The organism is Pseudomonas sp. BW16M2 (assembly GCF_014268865.1).
GTDB classification, from domain to species: domain Bacteria; phylum Pseudomonadota; class Gammaproteobacteria; order Pseudomonadales; family Pseudomonadaceae; genus Aquipseudomonas; species Aquipseudomonas peradeniyensis.
In genome coordinates, this window is the sequence record NZ_JABWRI010000028.1 from 22,898 (window position 1) to 38,519 (window position 15,622).

17 protein-coding genes are annotated in these 15,622 nt (G+C 65.1%); 7 read left to right on the forward strand and 10 right to left on the reverse strand.

Translation table 11 applies throughout. The features are described 5' to 3' along the window. Positions 1–46: 46 nt before the first annotated feature. From selD to HU735_RS21020, 4 genes are all read left to right on the forward strand, one after another. Positions 47–1,096: a selenide, water dikinase SelD gene (selD, locus tag HU735_RS21005; RefSeq protein ID WP_186715073.1), complete on the forward strand. Its 1,050-nt coding sequence runs from the start codon at positions 47–49 to the stop codon at positions 1,094–1,096. 9 nt (positions 1,097–1,105) lie between these two features. Continuing rightward, positions 1,106–1,867 carry a sulfite exporter TauE/SafE family protein gene (locus HU735_RS21010; RefSeq protein ID WP_186715075.1) on the forward strand — a complete coding sequence of 254 codons (762 nt, stop codon included), beginning with the start codon at positions 1,106–1,108 and terminating at the stop codon, positions 1,865–1,867. A 62-nt stretch (positions 1,868–1,929) separates the two neighbouring features. Beyond that, positions 1,930–3,108 (forward strand): aminotransferase class V-fold PLP-dependent enzyme, encoded by a 1,179-nt coding sequence (locus HU735_RS21015; protein ID WP_238349871.1) that lies wholly within the window; start codon positions 1,930–1,932, stop codon positions 3,106–3,108. A gap of 175 nt (positions 3,109–3,283) precedes the next feature. Further along, positions 3,284–5,476, forward strand: coding sequence for an OsmC domain/YcaO domain-containing protein (locus tag HU735_RS21020; RefSeq protein WP_186715078.1), 2,193 nt, complete (start codon positions 3,284–3,286; stop codon positions 5,474–5,476). 49 nt (positions 5,477–5,525) lie between these two features. Here HU735_RS21020 and HU735_RS21025 read toward each other — a convergent pair whose 3' ends face one another. From HU735_RS21025 to HU735_RS21040, 4 genes are read right to left on the reverse strand one after another with little or no spacing between them, the layout of a single operon-like run. Next, positions 5,526–5,993 carry a DoxX family protein gene (locus HU735_RS21025; protein WP_186715079.1) on the reverse strand — a complete coding sequence of 156 codons (468 nt, stop codon included), beginning with the start codon at positions 5,991–5,993 and terminating at the stop codon, positions 5,526–5,528. A gap of 10 nt (positions 5,994–6,003) precedes the next feature. After that, the gene (locus HU735_RS21030; protein ID WP_186715080.1) at positions 6,004–6,759 is read right to left on the reverse strand and encodes a DNA-binding domain-containing protein; all 756 of its coding nucleotides are present in this window, start codon (positions 6,757–6,759) and stop codon (positions 6,004–6,006) included. Then, positions 6,756–7,589 carry a DUF692 domain-containing protein gene (locus HU735_RS21035; RefSeq protein ID WP_186715081.1) on the reverse strand — a complete coding sequence of 278 codons (834 nt, stop codon included), beginning with the start codon at positions 7,587–7,589 and terminating at the stop codon, positions 6,756–6,758. The genes HU735_RS21030 and HU735_RS21035 overlap by 4 nt, the downstream gene beginning before the upstream one ends. 16 nt (positions 7,590–7,605) lie before the next feature. Beyond that, complete coding sequence (locus HU735_RS21040; protein ID WP_186715082.1) at positions 7,606–7,887, reverse strand: DUF2282 domain-containing protein; 282 nt, start codon at positions 7,885–7,887, stop codon at positions 7,606–7,608. A gap of 214 nt (positions 7,888–8,101) precedes the next feature. On the opposite strand from HU735_RS21040, the gene HU735_RS21045 reads away from it, so the two are divergent. The 3 genes from HU735_RS21045 to HU735_RS21055 all read left to right on the forward strand — a co-directional run bounded on the left by HU735_RS21045 (position 8,102) and on the right by HU735_RS21055 (position 9,582). Beyond that, a complete protein-coding gene (locus HU735_RS21045) occupies positions 8,102–8,689 on the forward strand; it encodes a sigma-70 family RNA polymerase sigma factor (protein WP_050706385.1) in 588 nt (195 codons plus the stop codon). Continuing rightward, positions 8,676–9,317: a DUF1109 domain-containing protein gene (locus tag HU735_RS21050; protein ID WP_186715083.1), complete on the forward strand. Its 642-nt coding sequence runs from the start codon at positions 8,676–8,678 to the stop codon at positions 9,315–9,317. Before HU735_RS21045 ends, HU735_RS21050 begins: the two co-directional genes overlap by 14 nt. A 124-nt stretch (positions 9,318–9,441) precedes the next feature. Then, positions 9,442–9,582, forward strand: coding sequence for a hypothetical protein (locus HU735_RS21055; RefSeq protein WP_186715084.1), 141 nt, complete (start codon positions 9,442–9,444; stop codon positions 9,580–9,582). Between the two features lie 153 nt (positions 9,583–9,735). Here HU735_RS21055 and HU735_RS21060 read toward each other — a convergent pair whose 3' ends face one another. The 6 genes from HU735_RS21060 to HU735_RS21085 form a co-directional block, all read right to left on the reverse strand. Then, positions 9,736–10,908, reverse strand: a complete 1,173-nt coding sequence (locus tag HU735_RS21060; protein WP_238349872.1) for an ATP-binding protein — start codon at positions 10,906–10,908, stop codon at positions 9,736–9,738. A 5-nt stretch (positions 10,909–10,913) separates the two neighbouring features. Further along, a complete protein-coding gene (locus HU735_RS21065) occupies positions 10,914–11,603 on the reverse strand; it encodes a response regulator transcription factor (protein ID WP_186715085.1) in 690 nt (229 codons plus the stop codon). Beyond that, positions 11,600–12,094 carry an isochorismatase family protein gene (locus HU735_RS21070; protein WP_050706389.1) on the reverse strand — a complete coding sequence of 165 codons (495 nt, stop codon included), beginning with the start codon at positions 12,092–12,094 and terminating at the stop codon, positions 11,600–11,602. The genes HU735_RS21065 and HU735_RS21070 overlap by 4 nt, the downstream gene beginning before the upstream one ends. Before the next feature lie 154 nt (positions 12,095–12,248). Then, positions 12,249–13,535, reverse strand: a complete 1,287-nt coding sequence (locus HU735_RS21075; RefSeq protein WP_186715086.1) for a Zn-dependent hydrolase — start codon at positions 13,533–13,535, stop codon at positions 12,249–12,251. 66 nt (positions 13,536–13,601) lie between these two features. After that, entirely contained in the window at positions 13,602–15,092 is a 1,491-nt protein-coding gene (locus tag HU735_RS21080) for an NCS1 family nucleobase:cation symporter-1 (protein WP_186715087.1), read from the reverse strand. A gap of 179 nt (positions 15,093–15,271) precedes the next feature. Then, positions 15,272–15,442 (reverse strand): hypothetical protein, encoded by a 171-nt coding sequence (locus HU735_RS21085; RefSeq protein WP_186715088.1) that lies wholly within the window; start codon positions 15,440–15,442, stop codon positions 15,272–15,274. Between the last annotated feature and the right edge of the window lie 180 nt (positions 15,443–15,622).

The window sequence follows — 15,622 nt, forward strand, 5'->3', positions numbered from 1 at the left end:
CGGGACGACAACGTCCTGATTCATAGAGAAAAGATAAGGAAATGTCATGTCGATGGCCTGTCAGATCATGGATACGTCTGAAAGTGGTGGCTGCGGCTGCAAGATACCTTCCAGTGTGCTTTCCAGGATTCTCTCGGAGACCGCAGCGGCCAGTACGGCGAGCAATGACAAGGTGGTCCTGGGCTTCGAGTCTTCCGATGATTGCGCGGTCTACGATGCCGGTGATCATTACCTGCTGTTCACCACGGATTTCTTCTCACCCATCGTCAACGACCCTTTCGTCTTCGGTCAGCTTGCGGCCAGCAATGCGGTGAGTGACATCTTCGCCTCCGGTGGCAAACCCTTGATTGCCAACTCGATCATGGCGTTCGACCCTGAGCAGGTTCCCGTCGACCAGGTCACGCAGATGATCCTGGGGGCGCAGTCGGTAATGAACCGGTTCAATGTGACCATCGTCGGCGGCCACACGATCAAGAACAGCCAGCCCTTGTATGGCTTCTCGATCATCGGCGAGGTGGAAAAACATCGCCTCAAGCAGAACAACACCGCCCGGGCGGGAGACCTGGTGGTCATGACCCGGCCGCTGGGAGTAGGGATCCTGGCCAATGCACTCAAGGTCGGCGTGCTCGATCAGGCGGACATCGCTGCGGCGACACTGGCCCAAATTACCGGCGACAATGCTTTCGGCCGGGTCCTGAGCGCGTGCGACGAGGTCAGCAGCCTGACCGACATCACCGGTTTTGGCCTGGTCGGCCATGCCTGCGAACTGGTCGGTCTCGGCCAGCTGGACATCGAGCTCGACACCCAGTCCCTGGCGTTCTATGAGGGCGCCGAGTCCCTGGCGGTCGCCGTCACGGGCGCTGACAGTGGGGTGTTCGCCAATATCCGCAAGTACGCCCAGTACGTCGGCTACCAGGCCGAGCTGGCGCTGGCCAGGAAGTTCCTGCTGCACGATCCGCAAACCAATGGTGGCCTGCTGTTCACGGTGAGTGAGGCGGCGTTCGCGGCCAACCGTGAGGCATGGTCAGGCCACAGTCCGGATATGCAAGTGATAGGCCGGGTGCTCGACGGGACGGGCAGGCTCCACATTCGCTGAGGTGCGGCCATGACGATCTATCCGGTAATGGCCGGTGTGGGGGTAATGGCCGGCTTCCTGTCGGGTCTGTTTGGTATCGGTGGCGGCATCATCGTGACGCCGTTGTTGGTGCTGCTCTACCCGATGCTGTCCGGCCAGAAACTGCCTATCGAAGTGATCACGGGACTGTCTTCGGTACAAGGCTTCTTTTCATCACTGGTCTCTTTTGCGTTGCATCGGGTGCGGTTCCAGCCGGACTGGCGAGTAATCAGGCAGTTCGCTTTGCCAATGGCCCTGGCGAACTTCCTGGCCTCGTTGCAGGCGGGCAGGTTCAGTGAGCAGTTCATCCTGTTGGTGTTTGCCGTGCTGGGCTTGCTTTCGCTGATCGTGACCTATGCATTCCGCAGGCCGGTGTCCGTGCTGGTCGAGCGTCCCTCCTTGTCGCTGCCGCTGACCGGGTTGTTGTTGGGGGCGTTGTGCGGGCTGGTCGGGCAGGGAGGCGGATTCATCTACCTGCCGGTGCTGATCAGTCTGTTCGGCCTGCAGATCAAGCAGGCGATATCGACTTCGGCGCTGATCGGCATCATCGGCGCGAGTGGCGCGCTGCTTGGCAGGCTCGGCTCGATGGACGCGTTCCTCGGTTACAGCGTCGAGCTGGTGCTGGGCATTGTCCTGGGCGGCTACCTTGGCGCGGCGCTCTCTCACCGGTTGCAGTCTGCGCATCTCAAGCAGGCATTGAATGTCTTCATCCTGCTGTGCTCGATGGAACTCATGGCGCGCGTGCTCTTCTAGCAGGCGCATGACGATTCGCCTGGACGTGGCGAATGAAGGAATGAACGAATATGGAAGTTGCGATGAACGCGGTTTATGCGGATATCTGTGGTTCGGCGCCTGTCACCCAGGGTGTCAGTGACATGCTCCAGGCGTTGTTTTCGGCACGACAGTGCGCCAACCCCAATGCCAACCACGCGCTGGGCATCCAGTTGCTCGAGCGGCTGGAACGTGCCCGTGGGTCTATCGCGGCATTGTTGAACGTGGACGCGCAGTGCCTGGTCTTCAACAGTGGCTCCAGCGAGGGATGTGCCCAGGTCTTCCATGACTTCTTCGAGCGGTACAGGCATGAGCGCCCGGTGGTACTGCACTCGGCCATCGAGCACGCCTGCACGTTGCAGAACATCAGGCGCTATGGCCTTGAGGGGGTGCAGGCCTGCCCGGTCGCCCATGACTCGGATGGCTTGCTCGACCTTGATCAGCTCGAACAGCTGCTGGCGGCCCACGCTGGCCGTCCCCTGCTGGTATGCGTGATGGCGGTGCACAACGAGACCGGCGTGATACAGCCCATCGAGGTCATTGCCCGTCTGGTCCACACCCATGGCGGATTGCTCTACTCCGACATGACCCAGGCCATAGGCAAGATTCCGGTCGACCTGCACGGATCGGCTGTCGACTACGCGATTGCCTCCGGCCACAAGTTCGGCGCATTGCCGGGCGCGGGGTTCCTGTATGTGCGCAACCGCCATGGCCTGACGCCGATGATCGCCGGAGGGGGGCAGGAGGGCGGCCTGCGCGGCGGCACGCAGAACTATCCCGGCATCCTGTCGCTCGAGACCGCCCTGGCCGAGAAGCATGCCGGGTTCGCTACAGGCAACCTGGACGCCGAGCGTTGTCGGGCGTCCTTCGAGTCGGCGTTGCAGGCAATGCTGGGGAAGGTCATCGTGGTCGGGGCCGGGGCGCCACGCGTTCCGTGCGTGAGTTTCCTTGCCTTGCCGGGCATCAACACGAAAAAGCTCCAGGTGGCGTTGAACGCACAGGCGATCTATGTAACGGGCGGGTCCGCCTGCTCGGATCGCAAGGCCAACCTTTCCAATACGGTCAGCCAACTGGGCTTTGCTGACGACGTGGCCGGCAGTACGTTGCGCATCTCCATCGAGGAGAAGCGCTGTGCATTCGCCTACCAGCGGATCCTGGCCGGTATTGCCCATGGGTTGCGGCTGCCGCTGGCGGGGCAGGTGGAAAGGGTTGCGTTGGCCTGATGAACGTGTTCGACGTTAGAGCTGTAACGCTAACGTCGAACACCTCGAAAGGCCTGGGCACCGCATGCAGGTGAGCGGTCGACCTCCAACTCGTCGCCGGCCAACACTTCCCGGCAAAAATCCCGGATAATGCCCGCCATTTATCCGTTCCCGCCCGCTTTTGGTACCCCTGCGCATGGAAATCAAGGTCAATTTTCTCGACAACCTTCGTCTCGAAGCCAAGTTCGACGACTTCACGGTGATCGCCGACCAGCCGATCCGCTACAAGGGCGACGGCTCGGCCCCGGGGCCGTTCGACTACTTCCTGGCCTCGTCGGCCCTGTGCGCGGCGTACTTCGTCAAGCTGTACTGCCAGACCCGCGATATTCCGACCGAGAACATCCGCCTGTCGCAGAACAACATCGTCGATCCCGAGAACCGCTACAACCAGATCTTCAAGATCCAGGTCGAGCTGCCCGAGGACATTTCCGAGAAGGACCGCCAGGGCATCCTGCGCTCCATCGACCGCTGCACCGTGAAGAAGGTGGTGCAGACCGGCCCCGAGTTCATCATCGAGCAGGTCGACAACCTCGACGCCGACGCCCAGGCGCTGCTGATGCCGGTGTCGGACACCAGTACCTACATCCCGGGCAAGGACCTGCCGCTGGAGCAGACCATCGCCAACATGTCGGCAATCCTCGCGGGCCTGGGGATGAAGATCGAGATCGCCTCGTGGCGCAACATCGTGCCCAACGTCTGGTCGCTGCACGTGCGCGACGCGCAGTCGCCGATGTGCTTCACCAACGGCAAGGGCGCGACCAAGGAAGCGGCGCTGGCCTCGGCGCTGGGCGAGTTCATCGAGCGACTGAACTGCAACTTCTTCTACAACGACCAGTTCTGGGGCGAGGACATCGCCAACGCGGCGTTCGTGCACTACCCCAACGAGCAGTGGTTCAAGCCAGGACCCAAGGACGCGCTGCCGGCCGAGATTCTCGACGAGCACTGCCTGGCGATCTTCAACCCCGATGGCGAGCTGCGCGGTTCGCACCTGTACGACACCAACTCGGGCAACAAGGAGCGTGGCATCTGCTCGCTGCCGTTCGTGCGCCAGTCGGACGGCGAGACGGTGTACTTCCCGTCCAACCTGATCGAGAACCTGTACCTGAGCAATGGCATGAGCGCCGGCAACACCCTGGCCGAGGCGCAGGTGCAGTGCCTGTCGGAGATCTTCGAGCGGGCGGTCAAACGCGAGATCCTCGAAGGCGAGCTGTGCCTGCCGGACGTGCCGCCGGAGGTGCTGGCCAAGTACCCGGGCATCGTCGCCGGCATCCAGGGGCTGGAAGAGCAGGGCTTCCCGGTGCTGGTCAAGGACGCGTCGCTGGGCGGTGAGTTCCCGGTGATGTGCGTGACCTTGATGAACCCGCGCACCGGCGGCGTGTTCGCCTCGTTCGGCGCCCACCCGAGCTTCGAGGTGGCGCTGGAGCGCAGCCTCACCGAGCTGCTCCAGGGCCGCAGCTTCGAGGGCCTGAACGACCTGCCGCAACCGACCTTCGACAGCCTGGCGCTGACCGAGCCGAACAACTTCGTCGAGCACTTCATCGATTCCAGCGGCGTGGTGTCGTGGCGCTTCTTCGGCGCCAAGGCCGACTTCGAGTTCGTCGAGTGGGACTTCTCGGGCCACGGCGAGGACTCCAACCAGCAGGAGGCGCAGACCCTGTTCGGCATCCTCGAGGACCTGGACAAGGAGGTGTACATGGCCGTGTACGACGACCTCGGCGCCACCGCCTGCCGCATCCTGGTGCCGGGCTACTCCGAGATCTATCCGGTCGAGGACCTGATCTGGGACAACACCAACCGCGCCCTGGGTTTCCGTGCCGACATCCTCAACCTGCACAAGCTGGACAACCGCTCGCTCAAGCTGCTGCTCAAGCGCCTGGACAACGCCGAGGTGGATGACTACACCACCATCACCACGCTGATTGGCGTCGAGTTCGACGACAACACGGTATGGGGTCAGCTGACCATCCTCGAACTGAAGCTGCTGATCCACCTGGTGCTGCAGCGCTTCGAGGAGGCCAAGGAGCTGGTCGAGATGTTCCTGCAGTTCAACGACAACACCGTCGAGCGCGGGCTGTTCTACCAGGCGCTGAACGTGGTGCTCGAGGTGGTGCTGGACGATGAGCTGGAGATGGCCGACTACGAGCACAACTTCCGTCGCATGTTCGGCAACGAGCGGATGGACGCGGTGCTGGGCTCGGTGGATGGCAGCGTGCGGTTCCATGGGCTGACGCCAACCAACCTGCAGCTCGAAGGGCTGGACCGCCACCTGCGCCTGGTGGAAAGCTACAAGAAGCTGCACGCGGCGCGGGCGCGGGCGGCAGGGCTCTGAGCCGCGCCGCTTCGCGTTGGGAAAAGGGTCGCCTGGCGACCCTTTTTCTTTAGCGCAACCGCAATACCCGGTCCAGGGACAGTGCCCCGCCGCCCCGGGCGATCAACAGCAGGAGCAGGCCGGCCCAGGAAAGGTGGGTGGGCCAGGCATCCGGGTAGACGAAGATCTCGATCACCAGGGTCATGCCCAGCAGGGCCAGGGCCGACAGCCGGGTGAACAGGCCGAGCACCAGCAACAGCGGGAACAGGTGCTCGGCGTAGGTCGCCAGGTGCGCCGCCAGCCACGGTGACACCAGCGGCAAGGCGTACTCGCTCTGGAACAGCTCGTAGGTGCCGGGAGTGATGCTCAGCAGGCCTTCGACCTTGGTCCGCCCGGACAGAAAGAAGATCGAGGCGATGCCCAGGCGGGCGACCAGGCACAAAACGCTGTCGCCGAGCAGGCGTTGCAGTTGTTCGGCGACGCGGTTCCAGTAAAGGCGCAGGCCGTGGGGCGATGGGCTGGCGTGGCTGATGTCCATGGCGTTTTCCTCAGGTGAAGGCGAGCGGGCGCAGGGCCCGGGCATTCAGCAGCCTGCCAAGCAGGTCACTGAAGTCCAGGTCAGTTTGGGCGTGCAGGGCGAGCTGTGAGGCTTTGTCCAATGTGCAGCCGGCGGCACAGGCATCGAGGAAGGTGCATCCCCCCAAGCTCAACGGCTGGTGGACGACGCCTTCGTGGTCGCCGCTGAGCAGGGCGCCCTCGGCCAGCCAAGGCTGATCCTCGGGCCAGGCCCTGCCGTCGCGGCTGTGGTGCCAGAGGCTGTAGGCAGGATGCTGGTCGAACCAGTGCCAGCGTACGCCGGAGCGCGGGCTCAAGTAGCTGCGTTCGAGGTCCGATGCGGTCATGCCGGCCAGGTCGGCCAATGTCAGCCAGGGCTCGTCGTCGGCGCTGAACGCTTCGCACCAGGCGAAGTCCAGCCGAGCGACATCCGCCAGGTAGCAAAGCCCATGGACGGGCTGCAACGCCTCGAGAAACGCCGGAAACGCCGCGCCATAGCGGATCAGTCGCACATCACAGGGCGGCGATTGCCGGGCATATTCCGCGCTGGTGTCGTGCATCCACTGGCGCCCGACCAGGGTTTCGACGCTGGGAAAGTTGGCGCGCAGGGCCTCGACGCAACCGGCCAGCACCGTGTTGCGGTACACCGCGAACGCGGGCTGCGCCGTCAGTGCCGCCAGCTCAGGCGCGGGGCGCAGATAGAGGGCGTCGATGAAGGCATTTTGGAACTGTCCAAGGCGCAGGTTCATGGCAAGGCTCCTGCCAGGTCGAGGGTGGCCTGGGCGAGGGCGCGTTCGGCGAGCAGTTCGTCGAACGCGGGGATGTTGCCGTCGCGTTCAATCAGGGTCGGACGCGGACCGATACGGGCGATCAACTGCTGGTAAAGCGACCACACCGGCGCGGCGATGGCGGCATCGTGGGAATCGACCAGCAGTGCGCCCTGGGCGTCGTGACTGTGTCCGGCCAGGTGGATCTCGGTGATGGCCTGGGCAGGGAAACGGGCGAGGTAGTCGGCGGCATCGAAGCCGAGATTGTGGGCACTGACGTACACATTGTTGACGTCCAGCAACAGGCCGCAGCCGGTGCGTTGCACCAGCTCGGCGAGGAAGTCGATCTCATCCAGGTCATGGCCCTGCAGGTGCAGGTAGTGGCTGGGGTTCTCGATGGAGATGCGGCACCCCAAAGCGTCCTGGGTGCGCTGGATGTTGTCGGCAATGCGGGCCAGGGCCTCGTCGCTGCGTGGAAAGGGCAGCAGGTCCGGATGATACTGGCCGCGCCAGGTCGACCAGGCCAGGTGTTCCGACACCAGGGCCGGGTGTACCTGGTCGATCAGGGTACGCAGGCGCCGCAGGTGCGTGGCGTCAGGTTCGGCATCCGCCGCCAGTGACAGTGCCACGCCGTGCAGCGACAGCGGATGGCGCTCGGCCATCCGCGCCAGCCAGGCCAGGCGAGGGCCGCCGACCATGTAGTTTTCCGGATGGACTTCGAACCACAACCCCTCGGCGTGGCAGGCCCAGGCCTGGTCATAGTGCTCGGCCTTCAGGCTGAGCCCTGCGCCCATCGGCGTATTTCCGTTCATGGTCGATGGCCTGTGCTCAGGATTTGATCGGGGTCAGCGAACCCATGCCGTTGGGGGTCTTGATCGAGGTGCAGGTACCCGCAGGCACGTTTTTCCACTGCATGCCGTCGTAGTCCTTTTTCGCGCTGCCGGCGCAGGTGGTACCGGCGCCGGCCTTGCAGTCGTTCTTGCCGGCCATGGCCACGCCGTAGCATTTCTCCATGGTGGCCGCCTTGGTGGTGTCGTCGGCCAGGGCTGCGCCTGCCAGCGAGGCGAGGGCGAGGGCGGCGGTGGCGGTGGCGAGGGCGAGGGTTTTCATGGTGTCGTCTCCAGAAGGTGGGGCCGTGGCGAGGTACCGGCGGCTCATGGAGTAGTTCGCGGCGATGGGCGAGGCGGTTACAGCGGCTGCAAAATATTTTTCGCCACCTGCGTCGGCCTCCTAAGGTAAGGAGGTGGCGCCGGTGCTTGCGCAGGGCGTTGCGGCGATGGTTGGATAAAAAAGAAACCCACAGACGGTGTAACCCTGGCGGCCGATGCAACGAACTAACCCACAGGATGTGCTCAGCGCACGCGAGTCACAGCTGCAGGCCTTGCTATTGCTTGGGCTGGCCGGTGACGCCGGGGCCTATCGCGAATTCCTCGCGGCGCTGGCGGTGCACCTGCGCGGTTTTTTGCGTCGGCGCCTGGCGCGGCGGCCGGCTGAGGTCGAGGATTTGCTGCAGGAGGTGCTGCTGGCGGTGCACAATGCCCGTCACACCTACCAGGCGCAGCAACCGTTGACCGCCTGGGTGCAGGCGATTGCCCGCTACAAGCTGGCCGACCACTGGCGCGGCCAGGCCCGGCGCGAGGCGCGCCACGAACCGCTGGAGGGTGACAGCGAGCTGTTCGCCTGTGGCGAGGAAGAGCCGGCCCAGGCCAGCCGGGACCTGAACAAGCTGCTCGGGCAGTTGCCCGACCGCCAGCGCCTGCCCATCGTCCACGTCAAGCTGGAAGGGCTGTCGGTGGAGGAAACCGCGCGTATCACCGGACTGTCCAGTTCGGCGGTGAAGGTGGGCATACACCGGGGGCTCAAGGCCCTGGGAAGGTTGATTCGAGGTAAAGACGACCATGAAGACCGATGAGCTGATCAGCCTTCTGGCGACCGCCGCAGAGCCGGTGGATCGTCACGTGCTGGTGCGTCGCCTGCTGCTGGCGCTGCTGGCCGGCATGTTGGGCGCGTTGCTGATGACCCTGGCCATCTACGGCGTGCGCAGCGATCTGGCCGAGGTGGCGCGCACGCCGCTGTTCTGGGCCAAGCTGGCCTTGCCCACCAGCCTGGGCCTGCTGGCCCTGTGGCTGACCCAGCGCCTGGCCAGGCCGGGTGTGCGCGGTGGCGCGCTGTGGGGGTTGCTCGGCCTGCCGCTGCTGCTGGTGTGGCTGGGGGCAGCCGTCAGCCTGGCCGGCGCGCCGGTGGAGGCCCGCGCCGACCTGATCTTCGGCCGTACCTGGCGCACCTGCGCGTTGAACATCGCCCTGCTGTCGACGCCGGTGTTCGCCGCGGTGTTCTGGGCCCTGCGCGGCCTGGCGCCGACCAGGCTGCGCCAGGCCGGTGGCGCCGGCGGGTTGCTCGCCGGATCCACCGCGACCCTTGTGTACTGCCTGCACTGTCCGGAAATGGGAGTACCGTTCTGGGGGGTGTGGTACCTGTTGGGGATGTTGCTGCCGACCGTCGTCGGGGCGTTGGCAGGGCCTCGGCTGCTGCGTTGGTGATCGGGTGCGGTTTTGCCGCACTAGACATTGGTCTATTGGCGCATTTGCGGGGATGGTCTTTTCTGTTGCGTGCCCGACGTTAGAGCGTATGGGCGCAATCCATGTTTCGACCAGGGAGGTCATCATGAATGGAAAATGGCTGGCAGCCGCGATGCTGCTGTGGATGTTCTCGCTGACGGCACAGGCCGACTGCGCGGTACTGGGGCCAGGGGAGGATCCGTGCGCAGGTCCGGTGCTGGGCCCCACGACCTGCGTGTGTCCCTGAAGGCCGCGCTTGTGTTCCCCTGTAGGAGCGGCCTTGCGCCGCGAAAGGGGCGCGTAGCGGCCCCTGTATCTCTACATCATGCAAAATCGCCGGGGCTGCTGCGCAGCCCTTTCGCGACACAAGGCCGCTCCTACAGGGCAGCGTGTGAAGCCTTCAGGCTGTTGTGACCAGGGGCAATGTCACCTGTAGCGCCAGCCCACCCTCGGCCCGGTGCTGCGCCGTGATGCGGCCGCCATGGGCCTCGCAGATGGCCTGGGCGATCGACAGGCCCAGGCCGCCACCACCGCTGACCCGCGCCCGCGACTGCTCGGCGCGCCAGAAGCGCACGAACATGTTGCCCAGGTCCTTCTGCTCGACCGCTTGCCCACGATCAAGGAATTCCAGCAGCACGCAGCCTTTGGCCTGGCGCACGGCAACGCTGAGCTCGCGGCCGTCGGAGGCGTACTTGAGGGCATTCTCGATCAGGATGTTGATCAACTGGCCAACCCGCGCCGGGTCGGCCTCGATCACCACGTCATCGGCCAGCGCCGTGTACAACTGCATCCCGGCGGTCTCGAACTGCGGCGCGAACCAGGCCAGGCGCTCCTCGACCAGTCTGGCCGGGGAGAACAGGCTGATGTGCAGGGGCAGTTGCCCGGCATGGGCCAGGGACAGCAGGTGCAGGTCGCCCACCAGGGTGTTGAGGTTGTACAGCTGGTTCTGCACCAGGCGCAATTGCTCGGGGCTCAGCGGGAACACCTCGTCGAGCATGCCCTGCACCCGGCCCAGGGCGGCATTGAGCGGGGTGCGCAGTTCATGGGCCAGGTTGGAGCTCGACTCGGCCACTTCGCTTTCGTACAGCGCCAGGCGTTCGACCAGCTTGTTGAAGTCGGTGCACAGGCGCTGCATTTCCTTGGGCTGGCGCGGGTGCTGGCTGACCCGCACGCTGAGGTCGCCCTCGGCCACCCGCCGTGCCCCTACGGCGATCTGGCGGAACTGCCGGGACAGCGGCCTGGACAGGTACAGGCCGACCATCAGGGTGAACGGGATGACCACGATGACGAAACCGTACAGCACCAGCCAGTCGATGCTGTTGCCGGGGCCGGGGAGAAAGTCGTGGATGTCGTAGTAAGTCTGCAGCAACTGCCACAGCCGGGACTCGTTGCGCGGCACATCGGCCAGGCCGGCCAGCAGCGCGGCGCGGTCCTCGGGCCGCATCGACTGCAGCACCAGGAAGTCGCTGATCCAGAAGTACAGGTACATGCACACGGTGATGGTGATCACCGCGCCGACGGCGAGCAGGGTCATTCTCAGGCCGACCCACAGCCACAGCGGACGTTTGCGCATGGCGGTCAGCGGAACCGGTAGCCCACGGAGCGCACGGTCACCAGCACGCCGCTGATGCCCAGGGCCGCGAGCTTGCGTCGCAGGTTGAGCACGTGGGTGTCGATGATGCGCAGCAGGGCATCGCTCTCGGGCATGCACAGTTCAAGCAGTTCCTCGCGGCTGAAGGCCTTGCTCGGAGTGCGCAGCAGCGCGGCAAGCAGGAGCAGTTCCGAGCGGGTCAGGTCGAGCACCTGCTCTTCGCCATCGCCGGCCCTCACCCCGGCCACGAAGCGTTCGGCATCGACCCAGACGCCCTGGCACTCCAGGCGCTGGCGACTGTCGGCCGGCGCGCCGTAGCGGCGCAGCACCGCGTGTACCCGGGCCACCACTTCCTTGGGGTTGCAGGGTTTGACCACGTAGTCGTCGGCGCCGTAGCGCAGGGCGCCGATCTTGTCCGGCTCGTCGCCGATGGCGGTGACCATGATCACCGGGGTGTCGGCGCCGCGGCGGATCTCGGTCAGCAGCTCCGGGCCGGACATTTTCGGCAGCATCATGTCCAGCAGCACGATCGCTGGCGCGCGCTGGCGGAACAGGGCCAGCCCACGGGCACCGTCCTCGGCGATGTCCACCTCGAAGCCGTCGCGCTTCAGGTAGGCCTCGAGGATGCTTGCACCATCGGCGTCGTCCTCGACGATCAATACGCGCTTGGCGATCATGGGTTGCCTCGTGGGTCGCGCAGCCCGGCCAGCACCTCGGCGGCGGTGGTGACGTGGCCGAAATGGTGTTTCCACAGGTCGATGCCCAACTGTCCGGAGCGGTCCAGCGAGGAGCCCATGGTCAGGTCGGTAACCAGCGTCGGCGTCAGGCCCGCATCGAACAGGGCGAAGCCGGCGGCCAGTACGCAGGTCTCGGTCTGCAGCCCGCACACAAGCACGCGCTCGACGCCCAGGCGCTTGATGTAGTCCAGTGTCTCGGCGGTCTGGCCATAGCCATGCTTGACGAACACCTTGTCCGCCTCGACCAGGGCCACATCCTCAGCAGCCGGGTGCCAGCCGAGCTGGCGCTGGAACGGGGTGACCTGCTCGTCGTGCAGCTCGATCGAGGCGATGGTGGGGATGTGCGCCGACAACACGCGGATGCCATCCACCAGTTTCTCGGAGGGGCTGAAGGTGGATTGCACATCGACGATGAGCAGGACTTGCTGCATGGCGGATTCCCGGGCGCGGTTCGAAGGTGGGCGAGTATACCGCCGCGCGCGGGAATTTTGCGCCAAGGGGCTGGCACCGGCATCGCCGGTGCCATGCATCGCGTCGCCTGCATCGCGGGGCAAGCCCGCTCCCACGCAGTCCTTTTCTCGCTTGCTAGGCCGCCAACCGCCCGCTGGCAATCGCCTCCGAGGCCGCCAGCATCGCCCGCAGCAGCACTGCGCAGCCGGCTGCGAGGTCCTCGGGGGCGGCGTTCTCGATTTCGTTGTGGCTGATGCCGCCCTCGCAGGGCACGAAGATCATCCCGGCTGGGCCCAACTCAGCGAGGAAGATCGCGTCGTGTCCGGCGCCGCTGACGATATCCATGTGCGCCAGGCCCAGGTTGCGCGCCGAGTCGCGCACCGCCTCGACGCAGCCCTTGTCGAAGTACAGGGCCGGGAAGTCGGCAGTGGGCACCAGTTCGTAGCTCAATCCGTGCTTGGCGGTGGTGGCCTCGATCACCTGACGCACCTCGGCGATCATCGCGTCCAGTTGCTGGCCTTCGAGGTGACGGAAATCCAGGGTCATGCGCACTTCGCCGGGGATCACGTTGCGTGAGCCGGGATAGGCCTGCAGGCAGCCGACCGTGCCGCAGGCATGGGGTTGGTGGGCGAGGGCGGTGCGGTTGACCGCCTCGACCACGGCGGCGGCGCCGACCAGGGCGTCCTTGCGCAGGTGCATGGGGGTGGGGCCGGCGTGGGCCTCGACGCCGCGCAGGGTCAGGTCGAACCATTTCTGGCCGAGGGCGCCGAGCACCACGCCGATGGTCTTGCGCTGGTCCTCGAGGATCGGGCCCTGTTCGATGTGGGCCTCGAAGTAGGCGCCCACCGGGTGGCCGGTCACGACGCGGCTGCCGGCATAACCGATGGCGTTCAGCGCCTCGCCGACGCTCACGCCCTGGGCGTCGCGCTTGGCCAGGGTCTCTTCTAGGGTGAACTTGCTGGCGAACACCCCCGAGCCCATCATGCAGGGGGCGAAGCGCGAGCCTTCCTCGTTGGTCCATACCACCACCTCCAGCGGCGCCTCGGTCTCCACGCCCAGGTCGTTGAGGGTGCGGATCACCTCCAGCCCGGCCATTACGCCGAAGCAGCCGTCGAACTTGCCGCCGGTGGGCTGGGTGTCGATATGGCTGCCGGTCATCACCGGCGGCAGCTTGGCGTTGCGCCCAGGGCGGCGGGCGAAGATGTTGCCGACCGCGTCGATGCTCACCGTGCAGCCGGCCGCCTCGCACCACTGCACGAACAGGTCGCGGGCCTGGCGGTCGAGGTCGGTCAGCGCCAGGCGGCAGACGCCGCCCTTGGCCGTGGCGCCGAGGCGGGCGAGGTCCATCAGGGACTGCCACAGGCGGGCGCTGTCGATGTGGTGCTTGCTCGATTGCAGGACTTCCTTGGCGAGGGTGGTCATGGGTGTCTCCTCAGACTGTTGTTATGAGCATCACGTGGGAGCGGGCTTGCCCCGCGATGCGCTACATCACGGCAAAGGTTTCGCCAGCCGCGCCGGCCCACGCACCGCGAGGCCGCCGAGGGCGTAGTAGAGCCCGCCGCCAAGCAGCGAACCGGTGAACCAGCCATAGTCGTAGAACCAGCTGAAATTGCTGTTGCCGATGGCCATCACGGTCAGCGCCACCGGCACGCCGAAGGCGACGAACCCGGCCCAGTTCCAGGCCGGGTACACGTCGTCGCGGTACAGCCCGGCCAGGTCCAGGTGCTGGCGGCGCACCAGGAAGTAGTCCACCACCATGATCCCGGCGATCGGCCCGAGCAGGCTGGAGTAGCCCAGCAGCCAGTTGGAGTAGACGCTCTCCAGGCTCAGGTCGGAGACGATCCAGCCAAGCTTCTTGAGCAGCTCGTGACCCATCAGCGCCAGGCCGATGAAGCCGGTCAGCCAGACCGCGCGGCTGCGCCCGATCAGGCGTGGGGCGATGTTCTGGAAGTCGTTGGTGGGCGAGACGATGTTGGCCGCGGTGTTGGTCGACAGCGTGGCGATGATGATCAGCGCCATGGCCAGGGCCACCCAGCCGGGGCTCTGGATATGGCCGATCAGGCTCACCGGGTCGGACACCGTCTGGCCCACCAGCGAGGCAGAGGCGGCGGTCATGATCACGCCCAGCGAAGCGAACAGGAACATGGTCAGCGGCAGGCCGAAGATCTGCCCGAGGATCTGGTCCTTCTGGCTCTTCGCGTAACGGCTGAAATCGGGGATGTTCAGCGATAGCGTGGCCCAGAAGCCGACCATGGCGGTAAGGCCGGCGCAGAAGTAGCCGACCACGCTGGCGCCCTCGGGGCGTTTGGGCGGCTGTGCCAGCAGCTCGCTCATCGACATGTGCGGCAGCGCCCAGAACAGCAGGCCGACTCCGACCGCCACCAGCAGTGGCGCCGACAGCGTCTCCAGCCACTTGATCGATTCGGCGCCGCGCAGCACCACCCACAGGTTCAGCGACCAGAACAGCATGAAGCCGATCACCTCGCCGGTGCCGCCCAGCGCCTTCCACTCGGGGAACAGCGAACCGAGGAACAGGTGGATGGCCAGCCCGCCGAACATGGTCTGGATACCGAACCAGCCACAGGCCACCACGGCGCGGATCAGGCACGGCACGTTGGAGCCGAACACGCCGAACGAGGCGCGCAGCAGCACCGGGAACGGAATGCCGTACTTGGTACCGGGGAAGGCGTTGAGGGTCAGCGGAATCAGCACGATGAGGTTGGCCAGCAGGATCGCCAGCAGCGCCTCGCCCACGCTCAGGCCGAAGTAGGCGGTGAGCACGCCGCCGAGGGTGTAGGTGGGCACGCAGATGGACATGCCCACCCACAGCGCGGTGATGTGCCACTTGTTCCAAGTGCGCTGGTGCACCTTGGTCGGGGCGATGTCGTGGTTGTAGCGGGGGCTGTCGAGGACGTCGCTGCCGGCGTCGAGCTCGAACAGGCCATGCTGCTCGACCACTTGCGATCTGCTCTGTTGCATGGGGTTCTCCAGGTCTTTTTTTCTTGTAGTTGTCGCTCATCGGGCTGACGCGATGGCCGGAGTACACACACCAGCAGTACTGCACCTCCGGCCCGGCCAGGCGGTTGTGGCCTGCGTTTTCAACAAACGTGCCGGGAAAGCCCGCGCCTTCCCGGCGGCCGCCGCCGACCGGAGGTAACTCACTGTCTTGCAAAGGCATTCTTCAGCGTGACGACGAGGGTGGGGTGGTCACCCTGGTGCGCCGTCTGTCTGGCCGGTCCATCACCCGCGTGTTTCAAACGGGTGCAACCTGGAAAACCACCGGCGCGGCCTGCGCCATCCAGCCAGGAAACAAACAGCTGATTTTGCATAGGAAATCTTGACCAATTTGGCTTCCTGTCAAGTGCGTCAAAATGGTGAATGGGTGTCACATTTTGGTGATTTCGATAAATTATTGTTAATAATCAATAAGATGCAAAATAAGATATTTGCATATATTTTTTCTTGATCAATATCCGATCAGATACTAGCCTCGATTCTTGTCAGGCCTG

Bases quoted from the DNA above. Each gene is read 5' to 3' on its own strand.
- HU735_RS21060 (WP_238349872.1), bottom strand. From the start codon at position 10,908: ATGCGCAAACGTCCGCTGTGGCTGTGGGTCGGCCTGAGAATGACCCTG.
- HU735_RS21055 (WP_186715084.1), top strand. From the start codon at position 9,442: ATGAATGGAAAATGGCTGGCAGCCGCGATGCTGCTGTGGATGTTCTCG.
- HU735_RS21010 (WP_186715075.1), top strand. From the start codon at position 1,106: ATGACGATCTATCCGGTAATGGCCGGTGTGGGGGTAATGGCCGGCTTC.
- HU735_RS21040 (WP_186715082.1), bottom strand. From the start codon at position 7,887: ATGAAAACCCTCGCCCTCGCCACCGCCACCGCCGCCCTCGCCCTCGCC.
- HU735_RS21035 (WP_186715081.1), bottom strand. From the start codon at position 7,589: ATGAACGGAAATACGCCGATGGGCGCAGGGCTCAGCCTGAAGGCCGAG.
- HU735_RS21020 (WP_186715078.1), top strand. From the start codon at position 3,284: ATGGAAATCAAGGTCAATTTTCTCGACAACCTTCGTCTCGAAGCCAAG.
- HU735_RS21080 (WP_186715087.1), bottom strand. From the start codon at position 15,092: ATGCAACAGAGCAGATCGCAAGTGGTCGAGCAGCATGGCCTGTTCGAG.
- HU735_RS21065 (WP_186715085.1), bottom strand. From the start codon at position 11,603: ATGATCGCCAAGCGCGTATTGATCGTCGAGGACGACGCCGATGGTGCA.
- selD (WP_186715073.1), top strand. From the start codon at position 47: ATGTCGATGGCCTGTCAGATCATGGATACGTCTGAAAGTGGTGGCTGC.
- HU735_RS21025 (WP_186715079.1), bottom strand. From the start codon at position 5,993: ATGGACATCAGCCACGCCAGCCCATCGCCCCACGGCCTGCGCCTTTAC.
- HU735_RS21075 (WP_186715086.1), bottom strand. From the start codon at position 13,535: ATGACCACCCTCGCCAAGGAAGTCCTGCAATCGAGCAAGCACCACATC.
- HU735_RS21015 (WP_238349871.1), top strand. From the start codon at position 1,930: ATGAACGCGGTTTATGCGGATATCTGTGGTTCGGCGCCTGTCACCCAG.
- HU735_RS21070 (WP_050706389.1), bottom strand. From the start codon at position 12,094: ATGCAGCAAGTCCTGCTCATCGTCGATGTGCAATCCACCTTCAGCCCC.
- HU735_RS21030 (WP_186715080.1), bottom strand. From the start codon at position 6,759: ATGAACCTGCGCCTTGGACAGTTCCAAAATGCCTTCATCGACGCCCTC.
- HU735_RS21045 (WP_050706385.1), top strand. From the start codon at position 8,102: ATGCAACGAACTAACCCACAGGATGTGCTCAGCGCACGCGAGTCACAG.
- HU735_RS21085 (WP_186715088.1), bottom strand. From the start codon at position 15,442: ATGCAAAATCAGCTGTTTGTTTCCTGGCTGGATGGCGCAGGCCGCGCC.
- HU735_RS21050 (WP_186715083.1), top strand. From the start codon at position 8,676: ATGAAGACCGATGAGCTGATCAGCCTTCTGGCGACCGCCGCAGAGCCG.